Here is a 25,356-nt window from a genome sequence, read left to right as displayed (position 1 = left end):
GTAGGGATTTACGCGTAGGAGGGGCGACTCCCAGAGGATCAGCTCGACAGGTGAGACAACCAAGAGGGAGCTCGCGACCTGGTTGGCTCGACAGGTGAGACAACCAAGAGGGAGCTCGCGACCTGGTTGGCTCACCGCGAGCCCTCAGGAAAGCGTCCCCTCCGTAGCGTAAATCCTCACCCCAACAGCCATTCAGCCTCTCTACCTCCAAATCCACAATGAACCTACCCAAATTAATTAAAAAACAGCCGAACCAAGTCATTAAAAAATGACCTGCTCGGCTGTTTAAGTATAATTAAGAAATTCTCGAACGCAAATACGCATTGATAAACTGGTCGATCTCGCCATCCATCACAGAACTAACGTTACCCGTCTCCTCATTCGTACGATGATCCTTGACCATCGAATACGGATGGAACACATATGAACGAATTTGACTGCCCCAACCGATTTCCTTCTGCTCGCCACGGATATCCGCCAAGCGCGCTTCCTCTTCCTCCACGCGAATCTGGTAAATCTTCGCCTTCAAAAGATTCATCGCACGCTCACGGTTCTTGATCTGCGAACGTTCCGTCTGACACGTAACAATCGCACCCGTTGGAATGTGAGTCATACGCACAGCAGAGTCCGTCGTGTTAACGTGCTGTCCGCCGGCACCGCTTGAACGATACGTATCAATTTTGATATCTTCCGTCTTCAGATCCAATTCGATGTCGCCATCAAATTCCGGCATGACTTCAATAGAAGAGAATGATGTATGGCGTCTGCCTGAAGAATCAAATGGTGAAATCCGAACGAGTCGGTGCACACCTTTCTCTGCTTTCAAGTAGCCATATGCATTATGCCCTTTGATGCCAAGTGTGACAGACTTCACGCCCGCCTCGTCACCTGCTTGATAATCGAGAGTTTCGACTTTAAAGCCGTGGTGCTCAGCCCATCGAGTGTACATGCGAAGCAACATCGACGCCCAGTCTTGGGACTCGGTGCCGCCTGCGCCTGAGTGTATTTCAACTACTGCACTATTTTTATCAAATTCATCGCTCAATAACATTTGAAGATCAAATTGCTCCATCTTCTTTTTGAACTCTTTTAATTCGGAAATAAGATCCTCTTGTAACTCTGCGTCTGCTTCTTCTCGCAGAAGTTCAAGCGTCATCTCTAAATTCTCTTGTATTTCGTTCAATTCGTTATATTCGCCTACAATGTCTTTCAATGCATTCGATTGTGAAATAACTTTCTGCGCTGCGTCCTGGTCATCCCAGAACCCTGGCTCCATCATCATTTCTTCTAATTCTTGCATGCTAGCCTCTTTGTTTTCTAAGTCAAAGAGACCCCCTAAAGTCCGCTAATTTCTTAGCTGTTTTGTCGAGATCGTTACGAACATCGGATAATTCTATCATAATTGTTTCCTCCTGAGTGGTTGTTTCTCTTTATGCTTTACCGTGGCAGTTTTTGTACTTCTTGCCGCTACCACACGGACAAGGTTCGTTACGTCCGATATTGACCGTACGTCGGATCGGCTTTTTAGCAACCGGCGCGCCGTCTTCCTTCGGATTGTTCGCTTGACCTTTTGCTACTTCTTCGCGCTCCAAATTATTGCGAATTTCTGCCTTCATGACATACTTTGTCGCATCGTTTTCAATGGCCAGTAGCATATCTTCAAACATTGCAAATCCTTCTGCTTGGTATTCACGAAGTGGGTCACTCTGTCCATAGGCACGTAAATGAATTCCGTTACGAAGCTGATCCATCGCATCGATATGATCCATCCACTTGGTATCAATCGCACGCAACAAGACCACCTTCTCAAATTCACGCATACGCTCTTCGGACATTTCTTGCTCTTTCTCATTATAGCGCGCAATGACCAATTCGTGAATAAATGTTTGCAACTCTTCTGGTGTTTTACTTTCTAAGTCTTCGATCGTTACCGTATCTTCAGCTAGTAAGTTTGCTTCCAGATAGTCTTTCAAGCCTTTTGAATACACCGTATTGTCTGCAGTGTGGGTCGCCACTACGCGTTCAATCACGGAATGTAACATATTTTCAAGAAGGGGGCGAATGTTTTCTGAACCAAGTACTTCATTACGCTCTTTGTAAATCACTTCACGTTGTTGACGAAGTACATCATCATATTGCAACAAGCGTTTCCGTGAATCAAAGTTATTCCCCTCTACCCGTTTCTGAGCAGACTCAACTGAACGTGACACCATTTTTGATTGGATCGGCGTTTCATCGTCCATACCGAGTTTAGTCATCATCGACTTCATTTGCTCAGAACCGAAACGTCGCATTAGTTCATCTTCTAATGAAAGATAAAACTGCGTAACACCTGGGTCTCCTTGACGTCCTGAACGTCCACGGAGCTGATTATCAATACGTCGTGACTCATGTCGCTCCGTACCGATGACCGCTAAACCGCCAACGTCCTGGATATGATCACCCAGTTTTATATCCGTACCACGACCGGCCATGTTAGTTGCGATCGTTACGGCACCTTTTTTACCAGCATCTTGAATGATTTCGGCTTCTCGCTCATGATTCTTCGCGTTCAAGACATTATGCGGAATACCGTATTTTTTCAAGAATGCTGAAATAATTTCTGATGTCTCAATTGCAACCGTACCAACTAGCACCGGTTGGCCCTTTTTGTGTCGATCTCTAATATCTTCCGCTACTGCTTTATACTTTCCATCCATCGATGCAAAGATCAAGTCTGGACGGTCATCACGAGCAATCGGTCGATTGGTCGGAATCGCAATTACGTTCATATTATAGATATTGCGGAACTCTTCTTCCTCAGTTTTCGCTGTACCCGTCATGCCGGACAGCTTTTCATACATACGGAAATAGTTCTGGAACGTAATCGTTGCAAGTGTCATCGACTCGTTCTGAACTTCAAGTCCTTCCTTCGCTTCAATCGCTTGGTGCAATCCATCACTGTAACGACGGCCTTTCATCAAACGACCCGTGAAGGAGTCAACGATGACCACTTCGCCTTCTTCCACCACATAGTCTACGTCATTATGCATACTTACATGCGCTTTCAATGACTGATTGATTGCGTGGTTGAGCGTTACGTGTTGTAGATCAAATAAGTTGTCGATACTAAACGCTTTCTCAGCCGCTTCGATACCTTGTTCGGTCAACACAACACCTTTAGTCGACTCATCAAATGAATAATCTTCTTCTTTTTTCAGCGTGATCACAAAGCGGTTAGCTAAGCGATATAATTCTTGCGCTTTCGCTGCCTGACCGGAAATAATTAATGGTGTCCGTGCTTCATCGACTAAGATCGAGTCGACTTCGTCAATTACGGCGAAATGAAGCGGGCGCTGTACTTTATGTTCATTATACAACACCATGTTGTCACGCAAATAGTCGAAACCGAGTTCGTTGTTCGTACTGTATGTTACGTCTGCTTCATACGCTTCGCGCTTCTCTTCTTTACTGAGACTGTTCAAGTTCAAGCCTACGTTCAGGCCGAGGAATGAATACAACTGCCCCATCTCTTCCGCGTCACGGCTAGCCAAGTATTCGTTGACTGTTACTACGTGGACGCCTTTGGAAGTCAGTGCATTTAAATAAACGGCGAGTGTAGAAGTCAATGTCTTCCCCTCACCGGTCTTCATCTCTGCGATATTCCCTTCGTTAAGCGCTGCAGCACCCATAATTTGCACGCGGAATGGGTAGAGTCCGAGCACGCGTCGTGAGGCCTCACGCACGACAGCAAACGCTTCAGGTTGCAGTTCATCGATTGTTTCGCCTTGTTGGTAGCGTTCTTTGAATTCATCTGTTTTGGCTGTCAGTTGTTCGTCAGACAACTTTTCCATGTCGTCAGCCAATAGTTCTACTTGATCGGCAATTTTCTCAAGTCGTTTTAGGTCACGTTTGTTTGGGTCGAACATTTTATTTAATACGCCAAGCATTTATTGTCACTTCCTCATAGCTTCTTTAATTAGCAGGACGCGCCTGCTAGTTGTAAGTTCGTTGTCTAGGTATTTTTGAGTCATAGTCCATTTTAGCATTGTAAAAAGCTAGGTGCAAATGAGGCGCTGTATCTTTTTTCCTAAATTTGCGTAGGATAGGCTGGAGGTGCTGTTGGGGTAGGGATTGGCGCTTCAGAGGGGACGCGTGTCTTATGGGCCCGCGGTAAGCCCCCTAGTCGCTGCGCTCCTTTAGTGGTCTTACCTGATCGGGCTGATCCTCCCAGAGTCGCCCCTCCTACGCGCCAATCCCTTGCAATCTGAGTGGGTGACACTTTCTATAGTCCATTGAATATGGGGTAGTAATCATTTCTATAATAGTTCATGATCCACCTTTAAACTTAACCAGGTCCAAGGTTTTTACCCATTCACATACTATCGAAAGTGAATGATATACGTCCTCCACTATATAGTTAGGATTGAAGCGGAAGCTGGGGGCGACTCCCGATGGATCAGCGAGAGCCGTAGCGAAGGACGGCTTTTGCGAGTAAAAGCGAAGCGTTAGGAGCATGTCCTTTTATACAATTCCTTGAGTAAGCCACGCCCTCAGGAAAGCGTCCCCAGCTGGAGCTTCAATCCCCTCCTACTTAATAATTATCTCTCCGTAGGTAACACTTTTGTTCAAGAAAAAAACAAGCCCAGCCTAAGCTGGACTTGTTTGGGTGCTTATTAATTTGTTTCGATTAGGCCGTATTTGCCATCTTTACGCTTGTAGACGATGTGCGTGCCGTCGGAATCTGCATCTGTGAAGATGAAGAAACTGTGGCCTAGCATGTTCATTTGAAGGATCGCTTCCTCTTGATCCATTGGCTTCAAATCGAACTGCTTCGTGCGCACTACGTCGAACTCCGCGTCATCCTCGAGCTCTTGAGTATTATTGCTTTCAACTGACTGGAAGAAAGCTGCTACGCCTTCGCGCTCACGTGATTTACGATTCACACGTGTTTTATATTTACGAATTTGACGCTCGAGCTTGTCGACGATTAAATCAACCGCTGCATACATATCGTTGTGACGCTCCTCTGCGCGAAGTGTCAAATTCTTCATTGGAATCGTAATTTCCACTTTTGTTTGTTTATCACTATAAACTTTCAAGTTAACATTAGCTGTAGCGTTTACACCTTCAGTGAAATAACGCTCCAGTTTCTCAACTTTCTTTTCAACGTACTCTCTGATCGCCGGAGTAACCTCGACGTTTTCACCGCGAATATTGAAGTCTAACATATGAACTCCTCCTTTGTTTAAACCCTCACTACCTTACTTCTTCATAGTACCCTTAAATCCCTTTCTAAAACTTATGAAATATGCGGAATTGTAAAGAAACTTCTGGTATTTGTTGATTTCACTCTGTTTCTTTCTCTTTTCGGGCATGATGTTTTAATTCTTCCGTAATCAGCGCATCCACTTGTTGATCTTCACCAAACTCGAATCCATACTCAAAGCCAAATTCGGTCTCATTTTTCCAAGCCACATTCCCTAAGATTTCAAAGGGATGGTTAACGATTGTAAACAATAATTGCAATGCAAGATTTTCTGAACGAACAGGCAGATCTAGATGCGTCACAAACTTTACTCCGCCTGTGCTAATATCTAAAATTTCACATTGGCCTTCATTAGACAGGCTTTTCTCTTCATTATTTAATTGAATTCGGAATGTGGCCGGTATGTATGAATTGAATGAATACCGAAAGTAATCATGGCGATTATAACGCATAGGATAATTCCCCTCTTCTGAATACCTATATGTAAAAAAACCGAAAGAGATTCCTCTCTTCCGGTCATCAGTGCTTCGAATCAAAATAGGCACCGTCTTGAGACATCTTACCATATGGATTTACATAGCTATTCATGTTTTCTTTTTTGGCTTGGGATTGTGAAATATTTGTGCGTATCGTATTGGTGAAGCGTTCCAGACTAGTCTGTACATCTTTCTCCAAACGAATCAATTCCTTACCAAATTCATCTTCTTCCGCTGTGAATGGCTGGACTATTTGTGACTGCAACACGTCACGTTCATTTAGTATCTTGTCGATTTGCTCGATCACGTCGTCACGTTTTTCTTCATCTACTACCTGGACAAGCGCAATCAAGTGAAGTGAACGGTCTCGCCACATCGTCATTGCAGGTCGAATCATATCTCACTCACGTTGGAGTATTGTTTCGTACGATTAATCTGGATGACTTGTTTCCACGTATCGCGAAATTCTGTAATGATTCCTGCTGCTTCTTCAAACATTGCTGGATCATTTTGGATATTGCCATCAATCAAGCGACTATTTACGAATTCGTACAGAACGAGCATATTTTTGGATACGTCATAGGATGTATCCAACGTCAGCATCAATTCAGTCACGATTGCTTGTGCTTTTTGAATCGCAATATTCTTTTGCTCCAAATTACCTTTAGCCAGCTCCATCTTTCCTTGCTGAATAAATTTGAGGCATCCGTTATAAAGCATTAATGTCAACTCGCCAGGTGTCGAAGTCGTCACCGCATTTGTTTGATATGCTGCATAAGGGTTGTTAGTAGCCATTTATGTCATTCTCCTTTTTCTAGCTAAGTTGCGTTACATGCCGCCGCCAAGTGAACTCATTAACTGAGCAGACTGTGAATTTGCACGCTGGATCGCCTGCTCCATTGCGTTAAACTGTTTCCAGTAACGACTTTCCATCATTTGAAGTTTCGTTTCAAAACGCTCGATTTGTTTGTCCATGTTTTTAAGAGAACGACCAAGTGCAAAACTATCATTGACCGCTGTAGAACTACCTGCTTTTACGGTAATCTTTTTTTGAGCGTCTTGTAATTCTGTACGGTACTTCTGTGCAATCCCATTGTCTTTTCCACCAATTAAATCATAGACTGCGTTTGGATTTTCGGAAATTTTAGCACGTAATTTATCTTCATTTATCGTCAATTTACCGTTATCTAAATAATTACTTGTTGTTTCAATCCCTAAATCATTTAGACTGATTGTAATTTGTTTTCCTTCTTTGTCGAGACTCTTACCGTCTTTATCAGTAGTGTTTACAGATGCAGACATAATAGAACGTAAATTATTTAACATAGAAGAAAGTGCTGGATCACCTTTTAACGTACCGCTCATAGCTTTTTCTTCCCACAGCTCAATTTCCTTTTCTTTCATATCGGCTTTTTGTTCAGCGGATAGTGGATGGAAAGACTTAAATTGTTTTTCTTTTATTTTACTGTTGAGTTTTTCAATCATTTCATTATAATCATTGACGAATTCTACCACTGAATCAAGAACCTGATCAGTATCTGTAGAGGAACTAAATGTTACTGGGGATGTTGTAGCTTGTTTAAGTGAAACTTCAAATCCATTTATAGTGAATGTGTTTGAAGGTCGTGTTGTTTCCAAACCATTAAAGGTGAATTTTGCATCTGCTCCATACGATGCTCTAGGTCCTTCAGGTTCAAAAAGAGGAACTAAAGCATCTGGATTATCCGGATCAGGTGGCTTCGGAGCATTTAATTTTAGGTTCTCTACTAAGCTTGTTTCACCTGAAACTTCGATTAAACCTTTACCGCTTTCCTTAGCACTCATCGCTATTCTACCTGTTGCCGAATCATAAAACGCGCTAGCACCTGTTTTTTCATTAATCTGCTTTAAAACATCACTGAGTTTATCAGAAGGCTTAATTGTGAGCGGTATAGCTTGTGCGTCTCCTGGCACTTTAATTATCAAGGATTGATCTTGATCACCCGTAAACAGTCCAAGTGCTTTGAGTGACTTGTTTTGAATATCTTCCTCTTTAATTTTCTCAGTTCCGCCACCTTTAAGCACACCACTCTGTAAATTAGCCTGTGTAGCCAATTGTTTTACTTCAATCGTCCCCGAAAAGTCAGAAGTAGAACCTTTAGCCGTAATACTAACTGCCTTCTCATCAGATACACTAACGTTTTTCTTCATATACGTACTCTGCTTCATGACGGTATCAAATAGCTTGTCGCTTGATTTTCTTAAGTCACGGTTCGTGGAACGGTAGTCGTCCAGTTGCCATTGTGTGTATTGTTTCTTTTGTGTAATTTTATCAAGAGGAATTCGATGCGCTTTCATCATGTCTCTAATGATTGATTCTGTATCGATTCCCGATGCTAATCCACCGATTCTCATCGTGCCTCACACCTTTTTTGTTAAATTTTATGATCGATTAGTAATCCAATGAAGTCTTTCATGGCTGCATGTATGTCAAGCAATTTTTTTGGCGGTATTTCACGAACTACCTCTTCTGTATCTGGGTCCACAATCGTTACGTAATATTCATTCAGCTGTTCATGAAATTTAAATCGTAACTGGACATTCGCGCTTTCAAGGAATTTGTTCATGCCATCCGTTAATTCTTTCGTTTCACTCTTTGACAACTCCGCTTTTCGTTCTGGTGTCGTCTGTTGAGTTGGTTGACCAATGGGTTGAATGTTTGAAATTTCTCTTTTGTTGTCAACGGACCCACTCTCGTAAGATGTTTGCACTGGTTGCGTTGCGGGACCATCGCCTATTCGGCTAATCATACTGGTTCCCCCCGTCCTCAATGAACAATCGTTACGTATAGTATCGGATTAATAAATCGAATGTTGAGCATTGCACTAGTTTTTCTTCTATAGATTCATAGCTGATTTATATATTTGCTGATCACGACGAAAGGAAAATCCCTACTATTTCCTTCTCGTGTGTATAAATATTTTCATCGTTATGAAAATCAGACTATTCGAATAGTCGAAAGTAATGTATGATAAGAACAATCTATAAGAGTAAAGGAGCACACACCCATGTTTCATTCCATTAAAACGAAAATGATTTTTCTTGTCGTCGTGCTAGTTGCATGCGGAGTTTTGATTATGACGGGTATTAGTAGCTGGCTAGTCAAGGAACGGACAGAGGAAAACCTCACAGAATCGAGCAGTACGCTGCTAGCTGAAATGAGTGCTTCCATTGAAGCGGATTTGCAGCAATACAGTAAAGGGTTAGAATTGCTGACCGATTCGTCTGACTATACGAATGCGACCGCCACAAAAGGTGAAGCAGAAGTTGCGAAAGCACTCAATAATACGTTAGAAACGTACCCTGACGTATCTAGTACATATCTTAGTTTTGCGACTAAAGAAACGATAATTCGTCCTTACGTAGATTTGACAGAATTTGATCCAACGGGACGTGAATGGTATCAAAACGCCGTGGTGGAAACGGAACAAGTGCATTGGACCAAACCGTATATTGACGAAGCGACAGGTAATTTCGTCATTAGTGCTTCAAAAGCCGTGATGAACGGCAACGAACTAGTGGGTGTAGCTGGAATTGATATTCAGTTATCGACCATGTCTGAAGATATCTCAGCGACTGCTATCCCACATGGCGGTTATGCATTCATTCTGGATTCTGAAGGTACAGCTATCGCCCACCCTTCACTCGTTGGAGAGAATGTTATGAATCGTGACTATGTAGCTGAAATGTACAAAGAGTCAGCTGGTCATCATACGTTCGAGCAAGATGGTGTCAAAAAGGTCGATATGTTCACGACGATTCCGAATTTCGACTGGAAACTTGGTGTTATCTATGATCAGAAAAATATGCAATCCCTCGCAACAGGTTTACGAAACGTCATGATTATAGCGGCTGTTGTGACATTGGCAATACTTGCAATCATTCTATTCATTTTCATCAGTCGAGTACTGAAGCCAATTTTCCGTTTACAAGAGACCGTGCAACAAGTTGCAGACGGCGACTTGACGGTTAGGGCTAACATCCATTCTTCTGATGAAATTGGCGATCTCGCTACAGGTTTTGATCAGATGCTCAACCAAATGAACGGTTTAATTACGACCGTCACGCATTCCGCTTCCAATGTACTTGCTAGCTCACAAAACTTGAGTGCGGTATCCGAAGAAACGAATGCGACCAGCGAAGAAATTGCAGGTGCTTTAGCGGAAATCACTAGAGGGGCTGTACAGTCTGCGGAAAATGCGGAAACGGTGACTACTCGTGCGGAGTTATTAAATCAGCAAATTCAAGAAGCCAATGATACCGCGAGTGAAATGGCAAGCTTGGCAACAGAAGCTGTAACCTATAACGCAGAGGGCCGCGCACAGATGAGTATATTAAGCTCTTCGTTCAATAACTGGAATCAAGATTTGCAACAAATGGGCGGCATGATCGGATCATTGGAAGATAAAGTCAAAGCGATCAGTTCCGTTATTGACGCCATCACAACGATCTCTTCCCAGACCAATCTACTCGCGTTAAACGCTAGTATTGAAGCAGCAAGGGCCGGTGAACACGGGAAAGGCTTCGCTGTAGTAGCAAATGAAGTCCGTCAATTAGCGGAACAGTCTGCGAGATCAGCGGAACAAGTACGTTCGACAATCCAGGAATTGCAAAACGGTACGCAGCATGTCATCGAGCAGATGGACAATACGCGGAATACATTTGAACGCCAAAGCACCGTCGTACAAGACACAGAAGGCATTTTCGAAAGTATTTCTAGTTTCATTGGCGATATGCAATCCCGGATCAATCAAGTCACTACCGCTCTGCAAGAAATGGACGTTCATAAAAATGATGTGTCCGAGCAAATTCAAATTTTATTGTCGACGACAGAAGCATCAGCAGCTGCTTGCGAAGAAGTGAATGCTTCTTCTGATGAACAGCTCCACGCAATCGGCTCGGTTGCCGAAGCGGCTGAAGCCTTGACGCAGTTGAGTGAAGACTTGAGTTATGCTGTAGAACGATTCAAAATCTAACAAGATCCGCCTCTCCTTTTCGAAGGATTGGCGGATTTTTTTATAAAAGCCAAGGCACTCTGAGAATCTTTGCATAGAATAAGGGTAGTTCCACATTTGGAGGTGAAATCAATATGGGAGAATCAGTTAAAGGATATGGACACGGTGGCGGTTATGATGGTGGCTTCGGCTTTTCAATGATCGTTGTTCTGTTTATCTTATTGATCATTGTCGGTGCAGGATTTATGGGTCACGGTTGCTAATTACTTAAAAAATGGAGGTGGAGACATGTTTGGATTCGGTGGATATGGACACGGTGGCGGCGGCCACGGAGGACATGGAGGACACGGCTGTGAGTCTGGTGGATCGTACGGCTCAGGCGGTTCTTATGGTAACGGATTTGCATTAATTGTCGTACTATTTATCTTACTCATCATTGTAGGCGCAGCTTGTCTATAAAATGAGTAAAAGAAACCTGTCGATTTTCGACAGGTTTCTTTATTTTTCTTTATAAAACAATGAACATATAGGAATTTTAGCCGATATCAAGTTAGGCACAATATATCATCACACATCTATGAAGGAGCTGAACACCACGTGTTACGGTCAATCAAAACAAAGATTATCTTAACCGCTATCACTGTATTCATTCTAGGTATTGCATTAATGACTTGGATGACCAATGATCAAGCGAACAAACACTCCATGGCCAATGCCATTGATTCAAGTAATGCGATCATCAATGAAATGAGTTTCGGAGTTTATCAATTTATGGACAAGTATGAAAAAGGATTGGCATTGTTGGCGACAACCGATGCAATCACTGAATTTACCGGAGAAAACGGGAAAGAAGTATCTGTTACAGAAATAGAGGAACGTTTACAAGCTTTCTTGTCTATGTATCCAAGTGCAGATGCGGTCTATTATTCATTGACATCCAAATATACTGTCATCAAACCAGATGAGGATTTAACCGACTACGATCCAACGACGAGAAACTGGTATAAACTAGCACAAGAACATCCAGACGATGTGCAATGGACGGAGCCGTATTTGGATGATACAACCAATCAATTTGTCATCACGGCTTCCAAAGCGATTATGAAGGATGGTACGTTTATCGGTGCTCTTGGACTTGATATTGAACTGAGTGCTTTGACAGACGAAATAGCGAGCCGTGATATCGGATATAACGGCTATCCTGTGCTACTCGATGACCAAGGACTGGCTATCGTTCATCCTTCTAAAACAGGAGAGGATGTAACTAACGAAGTACTCTTTAAAAAAATGTACGATGCAGATAGTGGTGTCATCCAATATACCGACGATCAAGGTAACGACAAGCGCAATATCTATACGACGATTTCCAACTATAATTGGAAAGTTGGCGCAATCTATGAAGAACGCGATTTGAGTGCGATGGCCCGTTTATTACGTAACTCCATGTTACTCATTGCACTCCTGACGTTGATTCTCACATTCGTCGGTCTATCTATTACAATCAGTCGGATGTTGAAGCCACTCGATACACTCAAAGATTTGATGGCCAAAGTGTCTAGCGGAGATTTGACAGTACGTTCAGAAAACCAAAGTACAGATGAAATCGGTGAACTGAGTCGTGACTTCAATCATATGGTGCAAAATATGAACGACATCATCACAGTCGTCCATACATCAGCAGACCACGTCCGATCGAATTCCGAAAGCTTAAGTGCCGTATCAGAAGAAACGAGTGCTTCGAGCAATGAAGTCGCAATGGCTGTCGGAGAAATTGCACAAGGTGCCGCAAAATCTGCCGAAGACGCAGAAACCGTTACAGAACGTACTGACCTTCTCGGACAGGAAATCAATGAAATTCAAGAAAAGGCAGAAGTTATGCTGGATATTGCGAGACAAACCGGCATTCAAAACACCAATGGCCAGCAACAAATGCATGCACTGAAGACTTCGTTTGCAACTACCGGAAAAACGCTAGAAGAGATGTCCAACGACATTGATTCACTCGGTGGAAGAGTACAAGCAATCGGTAGTGTCATGGAAACGATCATGAATATTTCCAAACAAACCAATCTCTTGGCACTAAACGCAAGCATTGAAGCGGCTAGAGCAGGCGAACACGGCAAAGGCTTTGCAGTCGTAGCAGAAGAAGTCCGCACTCTTGCCGAGCAATCCGCCCGTGCAACAGACGATGTCAAAGTAACTATAGAAGAATTACAAAAAGAATCATCCATCGTCTCTGAACAAATGCAACAAACGATCAACACATTCCGCGACCAAGGCGTAGTCGTCGGAGATACGGAAAATACGTTTGAAGAACTCTCTTCACTGATGGACACGATGCAAGATTCGATCCATACCGTATCAAATGAAATCCAGTTAATCGTCACGCATAAAGACGACGTGTCCTTAACCGTTCAAACCATGTCCGCCACATCCCAAGAAACCGCAGCGGCATGCGAAGAAGTGAGCGCGTCATCAGAAGAACAACTCCGCGCGATCCAATCGGTTACAGATGCAGCTGAAACATTGACTGAACTGAGCGAGAAGCTATCAGAGGTCATTGCACAATTTAAAATGTGATTTTTTTAGAGATGATCCCCGTCATGTTTGTGACGGGGGTCTTCTTTTTTGTTTGTGCGCTCATAGTTTTGGTGCGTGCGCTCTATTACGCATGGGATTCGCTCATAGTTGTTGGGTGGCCGCTCTATCTAACACGACATCACACCCGCTCATACTCAACGCCCAACCGCTCTATCCAACACGATATCCGCTCATTCCCAACGCGTAACCGCTCTATCAAACGCGGCACCCGCTCATACTCAACGCACAACCGCTCCATCAAACATGATATCCGCTCATACTCAACACGCAACCGCTCTATCCAACACGGCATCCGCTCATACACACCCCACAACCGCTCTATCCAACATAACATCCGCTCAATACCCACCACCCCAATCCCCAAACCCACCCTTTCCCAGCCAAAAAAAAACAATCAAATCCCCCCAACTTTCACTAATCAAACCACATCCTTTCCCCTATCAAAAGCACCCACTTTTCTCAAATAATACGACAACAGAACGATTCGATATCTCTTTCAAAACTTTCTATTATATACATACCCAGGGAATACAAAGTGTCGTGCACGACCTGAAGAGGTCGCTTTTATGGAAATTAGTAAGAATGAAAACTTTGAAGATGTAATGGAACAATACGAACCGATGATCTCAGCCGTCATGAGAAAATTACACATCTACCGTGATTTTGACAACTTCCGCCAAACGGGACGCTTCGCACTTTACCAAGCATGGACGCGATTTGACGAAACAAAAGGACACTTCACTCCCTTTGCCTACCGCTCCATCTACGGTGCCATGCTTGATGACCTAAAAAAAGAAAGTCGCTTCAGCGAAGTCAATACATCCGTCGAAACCGAAACCTTGGAAAACCTAGCACTGAACGACTTCGCCGAAGACTCAAACAGCGAACTACACGAAATCCTCACCGCTCTCCCAACAAATGAACGCGAATTACTAATCAAACTATACGTAGAAAACAAAACCCAAGCTGAATGCGCTACCCACTTCGGCATATCCATTTCAGGAATCAAAAAACGTCGAGAAAAACTACTGAAGAAACTAAAAGATCAACTGACAGCAAAACGAAACGTAGAGATCTAAAAAAGCAAGAGCCGCCCTAATGGGCAGCTCTTGCTTTCGTTTGCTCTATTGAACTTGTCTTTGTCTCTAGTCTTATTTAAAAAATTAATGTTCGAAAACGATTCCAATTGAACGTAAGTAGTAGGCGTGGCCTCACTACTCACCCCTTCCACTTCCGAAACCCACGACGCTGCGCAAAACGCGCGCAAGACGAACAGACCTTAATCTTCTTATCATTCGGCAAATAATATCCCTGATAAACAGACGTCCGCTTCTTACAATATTCACACTTCGGCTTAAAGAAATCAAACAACATACTCTTCCCTCCTGACCGCTGACGAACACAATTCCCAACCAAACGATTCATAATTACACTGATTATACCACCCCGCCAACCAAAACAGTGAATATTTCACAAAACCATTCGACAGAAAAAGCGCTCCTCCAAAGAGGAACGCTATGTATAATTCTATTTACTCATCTGATATTTCATAATTCCCGCGCTTATGATTCTTTCGGATCAAAAACGTTTTATATCCTTTCCTTACACCGAGCGCCATCTGTGTGAACCTGGCCGACAATCCATTCTTCAACATGCACGCCCGCTGGTATCTTGTCTGAAATACTGAATAACTGCAGTTCACAGTGAAGACATTCCCATCACGGAATATCACTTTTGTATGTTTTTTATCGAATGGCAAGAACGTTAGGATGTGTGACAATGAAAACCACACGCATTCATTACTAGAAGGCGAATTACTTGGAAAAAAGTACATATCCAATCGCTCATTGACCATCACGGGCGTCATATGGATTTTGCCCATCAACGCCTTACCTCCGTCGATCCCGCCACGCAAACTTGTCCCATAAAACTGCATACTCAAATCCACTATCTCAGTTGGACTTTTATCCACCCGTATAAAATCACCGTCTTTCAATAACACCGCACATAACTTTCCCTCATCATCATAATACGGATATACCAGACTCGTACCCGGTGAAATCACTGACTTTGTTTCTTCGTCCATGCCCCATTTTCCTCCTCTTTTATAGAAACTTCTTTCGATTAGTAGAATAAAGGGGTATACTTACGATATGTTGGTATACACCAGCTATTAAATCCTCGAGTCTGTCTCCCATGACATGAAGCACTCGGGGATTTTCTCTATCCACTAGGTGACGCATTACGATCTCACCTCCTTTCAGATACTTACGTTAACGCACAAAAAACAGGCCAATAAATAGAGCTTTAGTTATCGACCTGCACTCATTCATTTTTAAATATAGTAAGCGTTTACATGATGTACCTCATACAAAATACCTGTCTTAAGGATTAGTATATAGTACTATAATGATTTCGTCTACCTTCTTTTCCATTATTCTGATTTTATTGTTGAACTACCGTATAGTTTGACATATTCTGTATGTAGATAACCAGTTTTGTAGAAGCATTGCATATTATTTTAGAATAAAAACTGACAGGACGGTGTATGGATTTGAATCGCTTAATTACTAATCTCCCTGAATATGTACTGAATCAGATATTAGAAAATGCATTTCAATGGTTCGTTGTAGTGGACCAAGATGCGAGGATTCTTTACATGAATCAAGACTATTGTAAATTCCTTCATATTGAACAGCGAGATACCATAGGCCGTCCTGTAAATGAAGTGATCGAAAACACCCGTATGCACGAGGTGGTGAAATCTGGTGAAGAACATATCGCCTCTCCTCATTATATTAAAGGAACGTATATGCTGGCGAATCGAATACCTATCAGGGTGGATGGTGTAGTGGTCGGCGCATTCGGTAGCGTAGTGTTCCGGGATCTACACGACTGGCATCACCTTAGTTCTCATGTAAAACAGACTTTAGAGAAAATTAATATGGGGGAAATCGCACATGAGCCAAACTCTTATCAAATGACGGATATAAAAGGATCTTCAGCAAGTATTCTTTCAATAAAAGAGACTATACATATGATCGCACCGAGTGACTTGCCTGTGCTGATCCAAGGGGAAAGCGGAACAGGAAAAACATTGTTCGCTCACAGTATCCACCAATTATCGAATCGTTCAGATGAGCCGTTAATTACAGTGAATTGTGCTGCCATTCCACCCGATTTATTGGAATCCGAACTGTTCGGACAAGGCGGTACTAGTGATAGAAAAAGCAGAATTCAACTAGCTGACGGAGGTACCTTGTTCATAGATGATATCGGTAGCCTTCCCTTACCTGTTCAAGTGAAGCTTCTTCGATTATTAAATGACGGTGTTGTAGAATCCTTGAATTCCCATCATGCAGATCCTGTGAATGTTCGGATTATCGCTTCTTCTAGCCAGCCATTAACTGAACTTATCGAAATGAATCAATTTCGAACGGATCTCTACTACCGTATACAAGCGATTACTCTAAATGTGCCGCCACTGCGTGAACGTATGGAAGATTTCTCTGAGATCATCAGTTTTATATTTCATAAGACAATTAGCCAGACAGGAAAAAGAAGCTTAGAGTTTTCGAATGAGACATTGGACTACTTGAACAATTACCGATGGCCAGGCAATATACGTGAACTTCAAAACGTTATTCAGGCGGCTGTTTATTTAACAAGCGGTGATACGATTACACCGGATGCCTTGCCGCCACAAGTTAAACAGCGCAAGATTAAGTATTCCCCTAGCTCAAGGACACTTGCCGAATCCATAGAAGAAGTGGAACGAACGATTCTTCTCGATACGTTAGCACAATTTCCGAATAAAAAAGAGGCCGCACTCATACTAGGTTTGAGTAAAAGTACGCTTTACGAAAAATTAAAAAAATATGATATTTGAACTATTTTCCAACAAACCGGAATTTATTCCGATAATCCGGACTACCACTCTATTATTTTCAAGCTATAATTCCGAATATCCGGAATTCATTTCAATAAAAAACATGCAAACCTTGCTATTTAGCGGTTTGCATGTTTTTTTATAATCTGTTTTAATACATGAAAGCGCTTCACTTGTAACATTTTAGACAAACTATTAAACAAAATGGAGGTAGACGAATGGGCATATTAGGGATGATTGGACTTATCGGTGGTTTGGCCTTGCTTATTGTTTTAACGATGAGAGGTGTGAACATTTTAATCGCTGGACCGGTTTCTGCTTTATTTGTAGCATTAATGAGCGGTATGACATTATTTCCTCAACTTGCTGGCGAAGGTGAAGAGAACTTCGTCACTAGTTATATGACAGGATTCACAAGTTTTATCATGTCGTGGTATTTAATGTTCCTGCTTGGGGCAATATTTGGTAAAGTAATGGAAGATAGCGGAGCAGCAGACGCTGTTGCAAAATGGTTCGTAGAAAAGCTCGGTATGAAGTTCGCTGTACTCGCGATTGTGATGGCCTGTGCAATCCTGACGTATGGTGGCGTGAGCTTGTTCGTCGTAGCCTTCTCTGTATATCCAATGGCTATTTCATTATTTAAGCAAGCGGATTTACCAAGACGTTTCATACCTGCGACATTAGGACTGGGCTCCGTCACGTTCACGATGACGTCTGCGGGATCACCTGAAATTCAAAACTGGATTCCAATCGAATTCCTTGGAACCAATGCTTATGCAGGCTGGGAAGTGAGTCTCCTTGTCGCATTGTTCATGGCCTTCTTCGGCTACTGGTGGCTCAAGCGAATCATCACAAAAGCGGTCAAGAAAGGCGAACGTTTCATTGATAGATCATCAGACCCTACATTCGATACGACTCGTGCATTGCCGAACCCTTTCCTTTCTATGATTCCGTTGGCAATCGTATTGATCATTTCGTATGTATTCCATGATAAACTAGCACAATCTGCATTAATTATAGCTTTACTAGGCGGGATCATCTCCACGTATTTCGTTGGCAAAAAATATTCACAAAGCTACAGTGCAGCTGTTTCAGCGGGTACACTCGGTGCAATGGTCGCAATTGGGAATACAGCAGCTGTAGTTGGATTTGGTGGCGTAGCAAAAGCCGTACCGGCATTTCAAGACGCAGTCGCAGTGATGACCAATATCCCTGGATCTCCGTTGATCGGGGCAGCGATCGCAGTATCTGTTATCGCTGGTATGACAGGATCCGCTTCTGGCGGGCAAGCTATTGCTCTGCCGCTAATCGCACCACACTATATGGATATGGGGGTCGATCCGGAAGCACTTCACCGCGTCGTTGCCATTTCATCCGGAGCCCTTGATTCATTGCCACATAACGGCTATGTTGTCACGACGATTCAGTCCATCGCTGGAGAAACGCATCGTGCAGCTTACGGCGCAATGGCGGCTGTTACAGTCATTGTACCCGTCATCGGTGTCATCATCGCAATCGTTTTATTCTCACTAGGATTCGGTATTTAATAGATCAAGGAGGAAGTCATCATGGTAAAAGATCGAGTACTACTCATCACTGGCGCTGCTCAAGGAATCGGATTCGAAATATCAAAAGCATTCGCAGAAGCTGGCGCCATCGTCGTGTTGACGGATGTGAATGAAGAAAAAGTAAAAGATGCGGCTGTCACGTTGGGTGGCCGCGCAATCGGCTTGAAATGTGATGTGACGAAAGAGGAAGATATTCAACAAGCAATCGATGGAGCGATCTCCCACTTCGGCAGAATCGACATCTTGATTAACAATGCAGGCTTGCAGCATGTATCAAAGCTCGAAGACTTCCCTACTGCAAGATTTGAACTGCTTGTAAAAGTCATGCTCACTGCCCCATTCATTGCGACTAAGCTTGTCTTACCTCATATGAAGAAACAGCAATTCGGCCGAATTTTAAATATGGCATCGATCAACGGATTGGTCGGATTCGCAGGTAAAGCTGCTTACAACTCTTCCAAACACGGCGTCATTGGATTGACGAAAGTAGCGGCACTCGAAACGGCAGCTGACGGGATTACGGTTAATGCGATTTGCCCTGGCTACGTGGACACCCCCCTCGTCCGCAATCAATTTGAAGACTTAGCGGAAGTTCGTGGTGTGCCGCTCGAATCTGTACTAGAGGAAATTATTTATCCCCTAGTGCCACAGAAACGTTTGTTGGACGTAAAAGAAGTCGCGGATCTTGCGCTATATCTTTCAAGTGATAGCGCGAAAGGGATTACCGGCCAAGCCGTTGTGCTCGACGGTGGATATACCGTGCAATAAGGTCTAAATAAATATTTCGTGAATGAATACTAGCCAATAAAAACCAAAAAAGTTCTCAACCGACGACTCGTCACGTTGAGAACTTTTTTCTTACAAAACACTAAGCTCCGAATCTTTCCTATCACTAATAAACATACAACCCGGAGAATGCGTGATCATAATGGACGGCTTACTTTGCATCGCTACCGCTTGCGGCGTCACACCACACGCCCAGAACACGGGGATCTCGCCTTCATTAATCGTAACGGCATCTCCAAAGTCCGGTGCGGAAATATCGTCAATTCCAATCAAACTAGGATCTCCGAGATGAATCGGTGCCCCATGAACGTCAGGGAAACGCGTTGTAATTTGAATTGCTCGAATCGCGTCTTGCGCCTTCATCGGTCGCATGCTGACGACGGTCGGCCCTTCGAAAATACCGGACTTTGTGCATGCAATATTCGTCTTATACATCGGAACATTGCGATTTTCTTCGATATGCCGAATAGGAATTCCGCCCGCCAGTAACGGTGCTTCAAACGTGAAACTGCAGCCGATTAAAAAGCCCACCATATCGTCTTCCCAGTAGTCTGTGATATCGTTCACTTCTTCGGCCAGCACACCATCTCTATAAATACGGTAACTCGGTAGTTCACTGCGAATGTCTGCACCTTCAGCAAGCTTAGCCGGACGATACGAACCCGGCTCTGTAACATCTAGTAACGGACAAGACTTCGGATTACGCTGGCAAAACAGCAGGAAATCAAGGGCGTGCTCTTGTTTTAAGATAACCAAATTCGCTTGCGTAAAGCCTGTAGCCATCCCAGACGTCTGTCCTGTAATGACTTGCTCTCGGATCAACTTCCGAACTTCTTGCGCTTTCATGGAACGATACGCTTCCATCAATACAACCTCCTACCCATCAATCAAAGAGTAATGGAATCTGTTCAATCAACGTCATGACACTCAACACGCCCATTACGACGACAACGACCACGCCGCCAATCGTAAGCCATAGTGGATGCTTGTATTCACCGACAATATTCTTCTTATACGCCGCAACGAGCAACGTACCTAGTGCTAGTGGCAGAATCAACGCATTCAATGCCCCTACTAATAAAAGAATCGTGACTGGCTTTCCAACGAATGCGAACGTTGACGTCGAGACGATGATGAATAAAATAATAATCCAGTTGTGATATTTTTCGATGAATGGGTGGAATGATCGGATGAATGAAACCGATGTATACGCTGCACCGACAACAGACGTGATCGCTGCTACCCACATGATGACACCGAATAATCTCAACCCAAGTTCTCCTGCACCTAGCTGGAACACAGATGCTGGTGGATTGTCTGGATCAATCTGCAACCCTTGTGAAACGATGCCGAGTACTGCTAAGAATAATGCCACTCGGATGATGCCCGTAACGACAATACCTGTAACGGAACTTCTCGTAACTAATGGAACGGAATCAATTCCTTTAATGCCCGCATCTAACAAACGGTGTCCACCAGCGAACGTAATGTACCCACCGACTGTACCTCCGACTAACGTAACGATCGCGAAGAAGCTGATTTCAGAAGGATTAAACGTTCTGACGATTGCCTCTCCAACTGGCGGAGACGTTTTGAAAGCAACGAATACGACCAAAATAATCATGATCACACCCGCAACGGCAACGACCTTGTCCATCACCTTGCCTGCTTCTTTTACCATGAATATCAAAATCGCAAAGACCGCACTGATGACCGCACCCATGATTGGATCGATTCCAACCATCGCGTTAAGCCCTAAACCTGCACCTGCGACGTTTCCTATATTGAACGCAAGACCTCCCGCAACAATGAGGAAGGCCAGAACGAAACCTAGACCCGGCAACACTTTATTGGCAATTTCCTGTCCACGTAAGCCGGACACCGCGATAACTCGCCAAATATTCATTTGAGCAAAGACATCTAGAATTAATGAAATTAAAATAACGAAACCAAAACTTGCTGCGAGTTGCTCAGTAAATACGGTTGTCTGTGTTAAGAAACCTGGTCCAACAGACGAAGTAGCCATTAGGAAGGCGGCGCCAAGTAAGACGCCACGAGTTACTTTTTTCTGTTCCTGCTCATGAGTCAATCCTAACTTCTCATTTTTCATACAGAGCCCTCCCGATCAGCAATAGCCGTCACAGTAATCTCTTCACCGTTCAGCCGGTCTGTAATGTATTTTGCGAACTCGACTGCATGCTCTCCATCTCCATGTATACAGATTGTGTCTGCGCGTAGAGCGACATCCGTCCCTTGTTGAGAATGTACTTTTCCTTCTTTGACCATCATAATGACTTGCGCTGCAGACTGATCTTGATCGGTAATCATCGCATCATCTTGCGAACGAGAAGTGAGCATGCCGTTTGATTGATACGTACGATCGGCAAATACTTCATGCGCCGTCACGAGTCCAATCGCTTCCCCCGCTTTCGATAATTCACTATCCGCAAGGGCGAACAATACAAGTGACGGGGATACATCATAGACAGCTTTGGCGATCGCTTCTGCAATTCCTTGATCTCTTGACGCCATCTGATACAGTGCGCCATGCGGCTTCACATGCTGCATCGGTTCTTGATGTACAGCGAGGAAGGCTTGCAGTGCGCCGATTTGATAGACGACCATGTCGTACGCTTCTTCGGGAGTAATGTTCATATCTCTACGCCCGAATCCAACTAAATCAGGCAACCCCGGATGTGCGCCGATTCGTACTCCGTTATCGATCGCAAGTTGTACCGTCTCGCGCATCACGGAAGGATCTCCTGCGTGAAATCCGCACGCTATATTAGCAGAGGTTACATATTTCAATATCTCTTTTTGTTCCCCTAATGTATACCGACCAAAGCTTTCTCCTAAATCACTATTCAAATCTACTTTTACCATGTGTATGACCCCCTTTATTTTTTAAAATGAATCAAACCCATAAAAATCTGGATGATTCATCTAATTTACCGACGTGAAGTAAGCGTTTGCATATCGCTTAGTTTCGAAATTCGAAACCAAGGTTTTGAACTTGAAACTTAGTCTATCATAAAATTCTTTTATTGAATAGACCATTGTCGAAATATGGTGAGTATTTTTACTAACTGAATAATAAGCTTGTATTTTATTTTTAGAAATCTATAATAGAACTACGATTCGTTTTTCAGAATAACGGTTTCGAATTTCGGAATTTGAAGGAGATGTTACGATGAGTGATCAGAAATCTCTCGATATAAAAGTACTTGGCGATTCCGCCATCATTATAAAACTAGGGGAAGGCATCCATCCTTCCATTCACCAGCAAGTGAAAAACCTGTCTTTCCTTTTGGATGAATACCCATTTGACGGATTCATCGAGTCGGTTCCTGCCTATAATAGCTTGGCAGTATACTACTCTCCGTTTCTCGTCTATCAATCAAACAATGGATTTCAGATTGACGGCACACCTATTGAAAAAGTGACCCATTATATCAATACGCTAGCTGTGCAAATATCCGAACTTCCTGTTACCGAAGGAAGGTTAGTAGAAATTCCTGTTCTCTATGGTGGAGAATTCGGCCCTGATCTGCAGATTGTGGCGGAGACCCATGGCATGTCTATCGAAGAAGTAATTAAAATTCATACGACACCTGAATACCTCGTCTACATGATTGGCTTCGCACCAGGATTTCCGTTTCTCGGCGGCCTCGATGAACGAATTGCGACACCGAGAAAATTAACGCCACGGACATCGATTCCTCCTGGCTCTGTCGGGATCGCTGGCAAGCAAACCGGTGTCTATCCACTCGAAACACCAGGCGGATGGCAAATTATCGGACGCACACCAACGGATCTATTCGTTCCGGATATGTCTCCCCCGTCTTTATTGCAGTCGGGAGATAAAATTAAGTTTTGTCCGATGACACAAGAAGAGTATGATGAGCAAAAGAAGGTGACGACATGTCAGTAAACGTATTGAATGCTGGACTCTTGACTACTATTCAAGATATTGGTCGGACCGGTTCACAAAAGTTCGGTGTTCTTGTAAGCGGTGCCATGGATAGCTATTCCATGCGAATTGCGAACTTACTTGTAGGCAACGATGAGCGTGAAGGCGTTCTAGAAATCACGTTATTTGGAACGAAGCTGCAGTTTGAAGAAGATACATTAATCGCGATTACGGGCGGCGATCTTCAAACGACGATTGACGGGATACCGGTGGCGAATTGGCGGCCTCTCATTGTCAAAAAAGGCTCGATTCTAAAATTCGGCTTTGCAATTGAAGGTTGCCGAGCGTATTTGGCAATTGCCGGTGGGCTTGACATTCCTGTTGTGATGGAGAGTAAAAGTACGTATATGGTCGCGGGTATTGGCGGATTCAAAGGTAGAGCCTTGAAGCAAAACGACCAGCTTTCATTCGGTCAATTAACGGAATCAAACAAGAAAGTCTTTACGTTGATTGAACAAGAAGGCACGCCAGACTGGGCTGTACCGCATCATCCGTTAATCAGTCTAGAATCCACACAAACTATACGAATTATTGAAGGCACTGAGTATAAGCACTTTGATGATGCGAGTAAACAACTACTTGTACGCGAGCCGTATGTCGTCACGCCGCAATCTAACCGGATGGGCTTACGACTCGAAGGACAGGCACTTTCATTAACAGAAAAACTGGAACTACTATCGGAAGGCGTGACGTTCGGAACGATTCAAATCCCCCCTAACGGCAAGCCGATTATTTTAATGGCGGACAGACAAACGGCTGGCGGCTATCCGAAAATCGGACAAGTTATCACCGCCGACTTAGGCAGCCTGTCGCAAGTGAAACCTAACGCGAAACTCTATTTCAAGCTCATCACACATGCAGAAGCAGAACGTGAACTCATCGCAAAAGAAGAGCTGATTAATCAAATCAAAATTGGCATCCAACATACACTTCAGTATTGAAGCACAATAAAAAACCTTGCGTTTCAGTATCACTCTACTGAAATACAAGGTTTCATTCATTCTGTATATCCGAGCTGCCTGGAAATCTCCAAGGCAGCTTCTTTCACTTTTGGAACGAGTGTTTTCAAATTCTCTTCTTGATAATTGGCTTCAATACCCGCGATACTAATCCCTGCAATCACATCACCACTAAAATCAAAGATCGGTGCCGCAACAGCTGAAGTGAAATTCTCAAGCTCCGAATTACTAAGCGTATAGCCATTCCGTCGCGTCTCCTCAATAGAAGCGAGCAGCAACTTCCGATCCGTAAACGTACCGTTACCAAACCGCTGTAATTCCGTCTTATCCAAATACTCGGCAATATAGCTATCCGATTGATGGGACAAAATGATCCGCGAACAAGCCCCCGCATACAACGGACTACTTCTACCAATCGCCGTATACAAACGAACCTTCTGGAACGTATCGATCTTCTCCACATAAATCGCCTGATCCCCTTGCCGGACAATCAAATTAATCGCTTCCTTCACATCTTGGTGAAGCTCTTCCATAATCGGATAGGCAATCTTGCGAATATCTAACCGTTTCGAAACGAGACTGCCGTATTTCAAAAACAACAGACCTAGACGATACCGTGAATCCGCGCCCTTTTCGAGGAACTTCATTTCTTCGAGTGAAGACAGCATGCGGTAGACGGAGGATTTTGGGATACCGGATAGGTCGATAATTTCTTGGAATGTTAGGGCTGGATGATCGACGAATAAGTTTAGTATGTCCAGAGAGCGGACGACTGTTTTGTTGTTTGTGCTCATTTTGGCTCCTTTCCAAACGTAATAGTTTATATAGATTCTATGGACGAGTATACCATTATTATCCTACCTAC

At 43.5% G+C, this 25,356-nt stretch carries 22 protein-coding genes and 1 pseudogene; 10 read left to right on the top strand and 13 right to left on the bottom strand.

Annotation, left to right across the window (positions count from 1 at the left end; all coding sequences use genetic code 11):
• Positions 1-295 precede the first annotated feature (295 nt).
• The 8 genes from prfB to flaG form a co-directional block, all read right to left on the bottom strand.
• Positions 296-1,397 (bottom strand): peptide chain release factor 2 gene (prfB, locus tag CSV74_RS13735; RefSeq protein ID WP_099671640.1). Its coding sequence is split into 2 segments (ribosomal slippage): positions 296-1,324 and positions 1,326-1,397, totalling 1,101 coding nucleotides; the frame shifts between segments, so codons are not numbered across the junction.
• Positions 1,398-1,430: 33 nt separating this feature from the next.
• Complete coding sequence (gene secA / locus CSV74_RS13730; protein WP_099692127.1) at positions 1,431-3,929, bottom strand: preprotein translocase subunit SecA; 2,499 nt, start codon at positions 3,927-3,929, stop codon at positions 1,431-1,433.
• A gap of 726 nt (positions 3,930-4,655) precedes the next feature.
• A complete protein-coding gene (hpf, locus tag CSV74_RS13725; protein ID WP_099692126.1) occupies positions 4,656-5,210 on the bottom strand; it encodes a ribosome hibernation-promoting factor, HPF/YfiA family in 555 nt (184 codons plus the stop codon).
• Positions 5,211-5,328: 118 nt separating this feature from the next.
• Positions 5,329-5,700: a PilZ domain-containing protein gene (locus CSV74_RS13720; protein WP_158231807.1), complete on the bottom strand. Its 372-nt coding sequence runs from the start codon at positions 5,698-5,700 to the stop codon at positions 5,329-5,331.
• Positions 5,701-5,767: 67 nt separating this feature from the next.
• Positions 5,768-6,121, bottom strand: a complete 354-nt coding sequence (gene fliT, locus CSV74_RS13715) for a flagellar protein FliT (protein WP_099692124.1) — start codon at positions 6,119-6,121, stop codon at positions 5,768-5,770.
• Complete coding sequence (gene fliS, locus CSV74_RS13710) at positions 6,118-6,519, bottom strand: flagellar export chaperone FliS (RefSeq protein ID WP_099692123.1); 402 nt, start codon at positions 6,517-6,519, stop codon at positions 6,118-6,120. Before fliS ends, fliT begins: the two co-directional genes overlap by 4 nt.
• A 33-nt stretch (positions 6,520-6,552) precedes the next feature.
• A complete protein-coding gene (gene fliD, locus CSV74_RS13705; protein WP_099692122.1) occupies positions 6,553-8,118 on the bottom strand; it encodes a flagellar filament capping protein FliD in 1,566 nt (521 codons plus the stop codon).
• 20 nt (positions 8,119-8,138) lie between these two features.
• Positions 8,139-8,513, bottom strand: coding sequence for a flagellar protein FlaG (gene flaG / locus CSV74_RS13700; RefSeq protein ID WP_099692121.1), 375 nt, complete (start codon positions 8,511-8,513; stop codon positions 8,139-8,141).
• A 258-nt stretch (positions 8,514-8,771) separates the two neighbouring features.
• Between flaG and CSV74_RS13695 the strand changes: the two genes are divergently transcribed.
• The 5 genes and pseudogenes from CSV74_RS13695 (at position 8,772) to CSV74_RS13675 (ending at position 14,398) form a co-directional block, all read left to right on the top strand.
• A complete protein-coding gene (locus tag CSV74_RS13695; protein WP_099692120.1) occupies positions 8,772-10,739 on the top strand; it encodes a methyl-accepting chemotaxis protein in 1,968 nt (655 codons plus the stop codon).
• Positions 10,740-10,852: 113 nt separating this feature from the next.
• A complete protein-coding gene (locus tag CSV74_RS13690; RefSeq protein WP_081657803.1) occupies positions 10,853-10,981 on the top strand; it encodes a YjcZ family sporulation protein in 129 nt (42 codons plus the stop codon).
• 118 nt (positions 10,982-11,099) lie between these two features.
• Positions 11,100-11,177, top strand: a pseudogene (locus CSV74_RS16935) (YjcZ family sporulation protein); the annotation flags it as partial.
• A 138-nt stretch (positions 11,178-11,315) separates the two neighbouring features.
• Positions 11,316-13,298 carry a methyl-accepting chemotaxis protein gene (locus CSV74_RS13680; RefSeq protein WP_099692119.1) on the top strand — a complete coding sequence of 661 codons (1,983 nt, stop codon included), beginning with the start codon at positions 11,316-11,318 and terminating at the stop codon, positions 13,296-13,298.
• A 587-nt stretch (positions 13,299-13,885) separates the two neighbouring features.
• Complete coding sequence (locus CSV74_RS13675) at positions 13,886-14,398, top strand: sigma-70 family RNA polymerase sigma factor (protein WP_099692118.1); 513 nt, start codon at positions 13,886-13,888, stop codon at positions 14,396-14,398.
• Positions 14,399-14,850: 452 nt separating this feature from the next.
• Here CSV74_RS13675 and CSV74_RS13670 read toward each other — a convergent pair whose 3' ends face one another.
• Positions 14,851-15,405, bottom strand: coding sequence for a competence protein ComK (locus CSV74_RS13670; protein ID WP_099692117.1), 555 nt, complete (start codon positions 15,403-15,405; stop codon positions 14,851-14,853).
• A gap of 462 nt (positions 15,406-15,867) precedes the next feature.
• On the opposite strand from CSV74_RS13670, the gene CSV74_RS13665 reads away from it, so the two are divergent.
• From CSV74_RS13665 to CSV74_RS13655, 3 genes are all read left to right on the top strand, one after another.
• The gene (locus tag CSV74_RS13665; protein WP_099692116.1) at positions 15,868-17,208 is read left to right on the top strand and encodes a sigma-54 interaction domain-containing protein; all 1,341 of its coding nucleotides are present in this window, start codon (positions 15,868-15,870) and stop codon (positions 17,206-17,208) included.
• A 224-nt stretch (positions 17,209-17,432) separates the two neighbouring features.
• Positions 17,433-18,755 (top strand): GntP family permease, encoded by a 1,323-nt coding sequence (locus tag CSV74_RS13660; protein ID WP_199170356.1) that lies wholly within the window; start codon positions 17,433-17,435, stop codon positions 18,753-18,755.
• Positions 18,756-18,776: 21 nt separating this feature from the next.
• Positions 18,777-19,544 carry a 3-hydroxybutyrate dehydrogenase gene (locus CSV74_RS13655; RefSeq protein WP_099692114.1) on the top strand — a complete coding sequence of 256 codons (768 nt, stop codon included), beginning with the start codon at positions 18,777-18,779 and terminating at the stop codon, positions 19,542-19,544.
• A 90-nt stretch (positions 19,545-19,634) separates the two neighbouring features.
• Here the strand turns inward: CSV74_RS13655 and CSV74_RS13650 are convergent, their stop codons facing one another.
• The 3 genes from CSV74_RS13650 to CSV74_RS13640 are packed head-to-tail and all read right to left on the bottom strand — an operon-like array spanning position 19,635 to position 22,445.
• Positions 19,635-20,426, bottom strand: a complete 792-nt coding sequence (locus tag CSV74_RS13650; RefSeq protein ID WP_099692113.1) for a putative hydro-lyase — start codon at positions 20,424-20,426, stop codon at positions 19,635-19,637.
• 19 nt (positions 20,427-20,445) lie between these two features.
• Positions 20,446-21,672, bottom strand: a complete 1,227-nt coding sequence (locus CSV74_RS13645) for an NRAMP family divalent metal transporter (protein ID WP_099692112.1) — start codon at positions 21,670-21,672, stop codon at positions 20,446-20,448.
• The gene (locus CSV74_RS13640; RefSeq protein WP_099692111.1) at positions 21,669-22,445 is read right to left on the bottom strand and encodes a LamB/YcsF family protein; all 777 of its coding nucleotides are present in this window, start codon (positions 22,443-22,445) and stop codon (positions 21,669-21,671) included. The genes CSV74_RS13645 and CSV74_RS13640 overlap by 4 nt, the downstream gene beginning before the upstream one ends.
• Positions 22,446-22,752: 307 nt before the next feature.
• Between CSV74_RS13640 and pxpB the strand changes: the two genes are divergently transcribed.
• Positions 22,753-23,493: a 5-oxoprolinase subunit PxpB gene (gene pxpB, locus CSV74_RS13635; protein WP_099692110.1), complete on the top strand. Its 741-nt coding sequence runs from the start codon at positions 22,753-22,755 to the stop codon at positions 23,491-23,493.
• Complete coding sequence (locus tag CSV74_RS13630; RefSeq protein WP_099692109.1) at positions 23,484-24,473, top strand: 5-oxoprolinase subunit C family protein; 990 nt, start codon at positions 23,484-23,486, stop codon at positions 24,471-24,473. Before pxpB ends, CSV74_RS13630 begins: the two co-directional genes overlap by 10 nt.
• 56 nt (positions 24,474-24,529) lie before the next feature.
• Here the strand turns inward: CSV74_RS13630 and CSV74_RS13625 are convergent, their stop codons facing one another.
• Positions 24,530-25,285, bottom strand: coding sequence for an IclR family transcriptional regulator (locus CSV74_RS13625; protein ID WP_099692108.1), 756 nt, complete (start codon positions 25,283-25,285; stop codon positions 24,530-24,532).
• Positions 25,286-25,356 lie beyond the last annotated feature (71 nt).

The organism is Sporosarcina sp. P19 (genome assembly GCF_002743165.1).
GTDB lineage: Bacteria > Bacillota > Bacilli > Bacillales_A > Planococcaceae > Sporosarcina > Sporosarcina ureae.
The sequence above is the reverse complement of the archived record's forward strand: the minus strand, read 5'-3'. Positions and strand labels throughout refer to the sequence as shown.

What these genes read in the sequence shown, in the direction of transcription:
- secA (WP_099692127.1), bottom strand. Translation starts at nt 3,929, where the DNA reads ATGCTTGGCGTATTAAATAAAATGTTCGACCCAAACAAACGTGACCTA.
- hpf (WP_099692126.1), bottom strand. Translation starts at nt 5,210, where the DNA reads ATGTTAGACTTCAATATTCGCGGTGAAAACGTCGAGGTTACTCCGGCG.
- CSV74_RS13720 (WP_158231807.1), bottom strand. Translation starts at nt 5,700, where the DNA reads ATGCGTTATAATCGCCATGATTACTTTCGGTATTCATTCAATTCATAC.
- fliT (WP_099692124.1), bottom strand. Translation starts at nt 6,121, where the DNA reads ATGATTCGACCTGCAATGACGATGTGGCGAGACCGTTCACTTCACTTG.
- fliS (WP_099692123.1), bottom strand. Translation starts at nt 6,519, where the DNA reads ATGGCTACTAACAACCCTTATGCAGCATATCAAACAAATGCGGTGACG.
- fliD (WP_099692122.1), bottom strand. Translation starts at nt 8,118, where the DNA reads ATGAGAATCGGTGGATTAGCATCGGGAATCGATACAGAATCAATCATT.
- flaG (WP_099692121.1), bottom strand. Translation starts at nt 8,513, where the DNA reads ATGATTAGCCGAATAGGCGATGGTCCCGCAACGCAACCAGTGCAAACA.
- CSV74_RS13695 (WP_099692120.1), top strand. Translation starts at nt 8,772, where the DNA reads ATGTTTCATTCCATTAAAACGAAAATGATTTTTCTTGTCGTCGTGCTA.
- CSV74_RS13690 (WP_081657803.1), top strand. Translation starts at nt 10,853, where the DNA reads ATGGGAGAATCAGTTAAAGGATATGGACACGGTGGCGGTTATGATGGT.
- CSV74_RS13675 (WP_099692118.1), top strand. Translation starts at nt 13,886, where the DNA reads ATGGAAATTAGTAAGAATGAAAACTTTGAAGATGTAATGGAACAATAC.
- CSV74_RS13670 (WP_099692117.1), bottom strand. Translation starts at nt 15,405, where the DNA reads ATGGACGAAGAAACAAAGTCAGTGATTTCACCGGGTACGAGTCTGGTA.
- CSV74_RS13665 (WP_099692116.1), top strand. Translation starts at nt 15,868, where the DNA reads ATGGATTTGAATCGCTTAATTACTAATCTCCCTGAATATGTACTGAAT.
- CSV74_RS13655 (WP_099692114.1), top strand. Translation starts at nt 18,777, where the DNA reads ATGGTAAAAGATCGAGTACTACTCATCACTGGCGCTGCTCAAGGAATC.
- CSV74_RS13650 (WP_099692113.1), bottom strand. Translation starts at nt 20,426, where the DNA reads ATGGAAGCGTATCGTTCCATGAAAGCGCAAGAAGTTCGGAAGTTGATC.
- CSV74_RS13645 (WP_099692112.1), bottom strand. Translation starts at nt 21,672, where the DNA reads ATGAAAAATGAGAAGTTAGGATTGACTCATGAGCAGGAACAGAAAAAA.
- CSV74_RS13640 (WP_099692111.1), bottom strand. Translation starts at nt 22,445, where the DNA reads ATGGTAAAAGTAGATTTGAATAGTGATTTAGGAGAAAGCTTTGGTCGG.
- pxpB (WP_099692110.1), top strand. Translation starts at nt 22,753, where the DNA reads ATGAGTGATCAGAAATCTCTCGATATAAAAGTACTTGGCGATTCCGCC.
- CSV74_RS13630 (WP_099692109.1), top strand. Translation starts at nt 23,484, where the DNA reads ATGTCAGTAAACGTATTGAATGCTGGACTCTTGACTACTATTCAAGAT.
- CSV74_RS13625 (WP_099692108.1), bottom strand. Translation starts at nt 25,285, where the DNA reads ATGAGCACAAACAACAAAACAGTCGTCCGCTCTCTGGACATACTAAAC.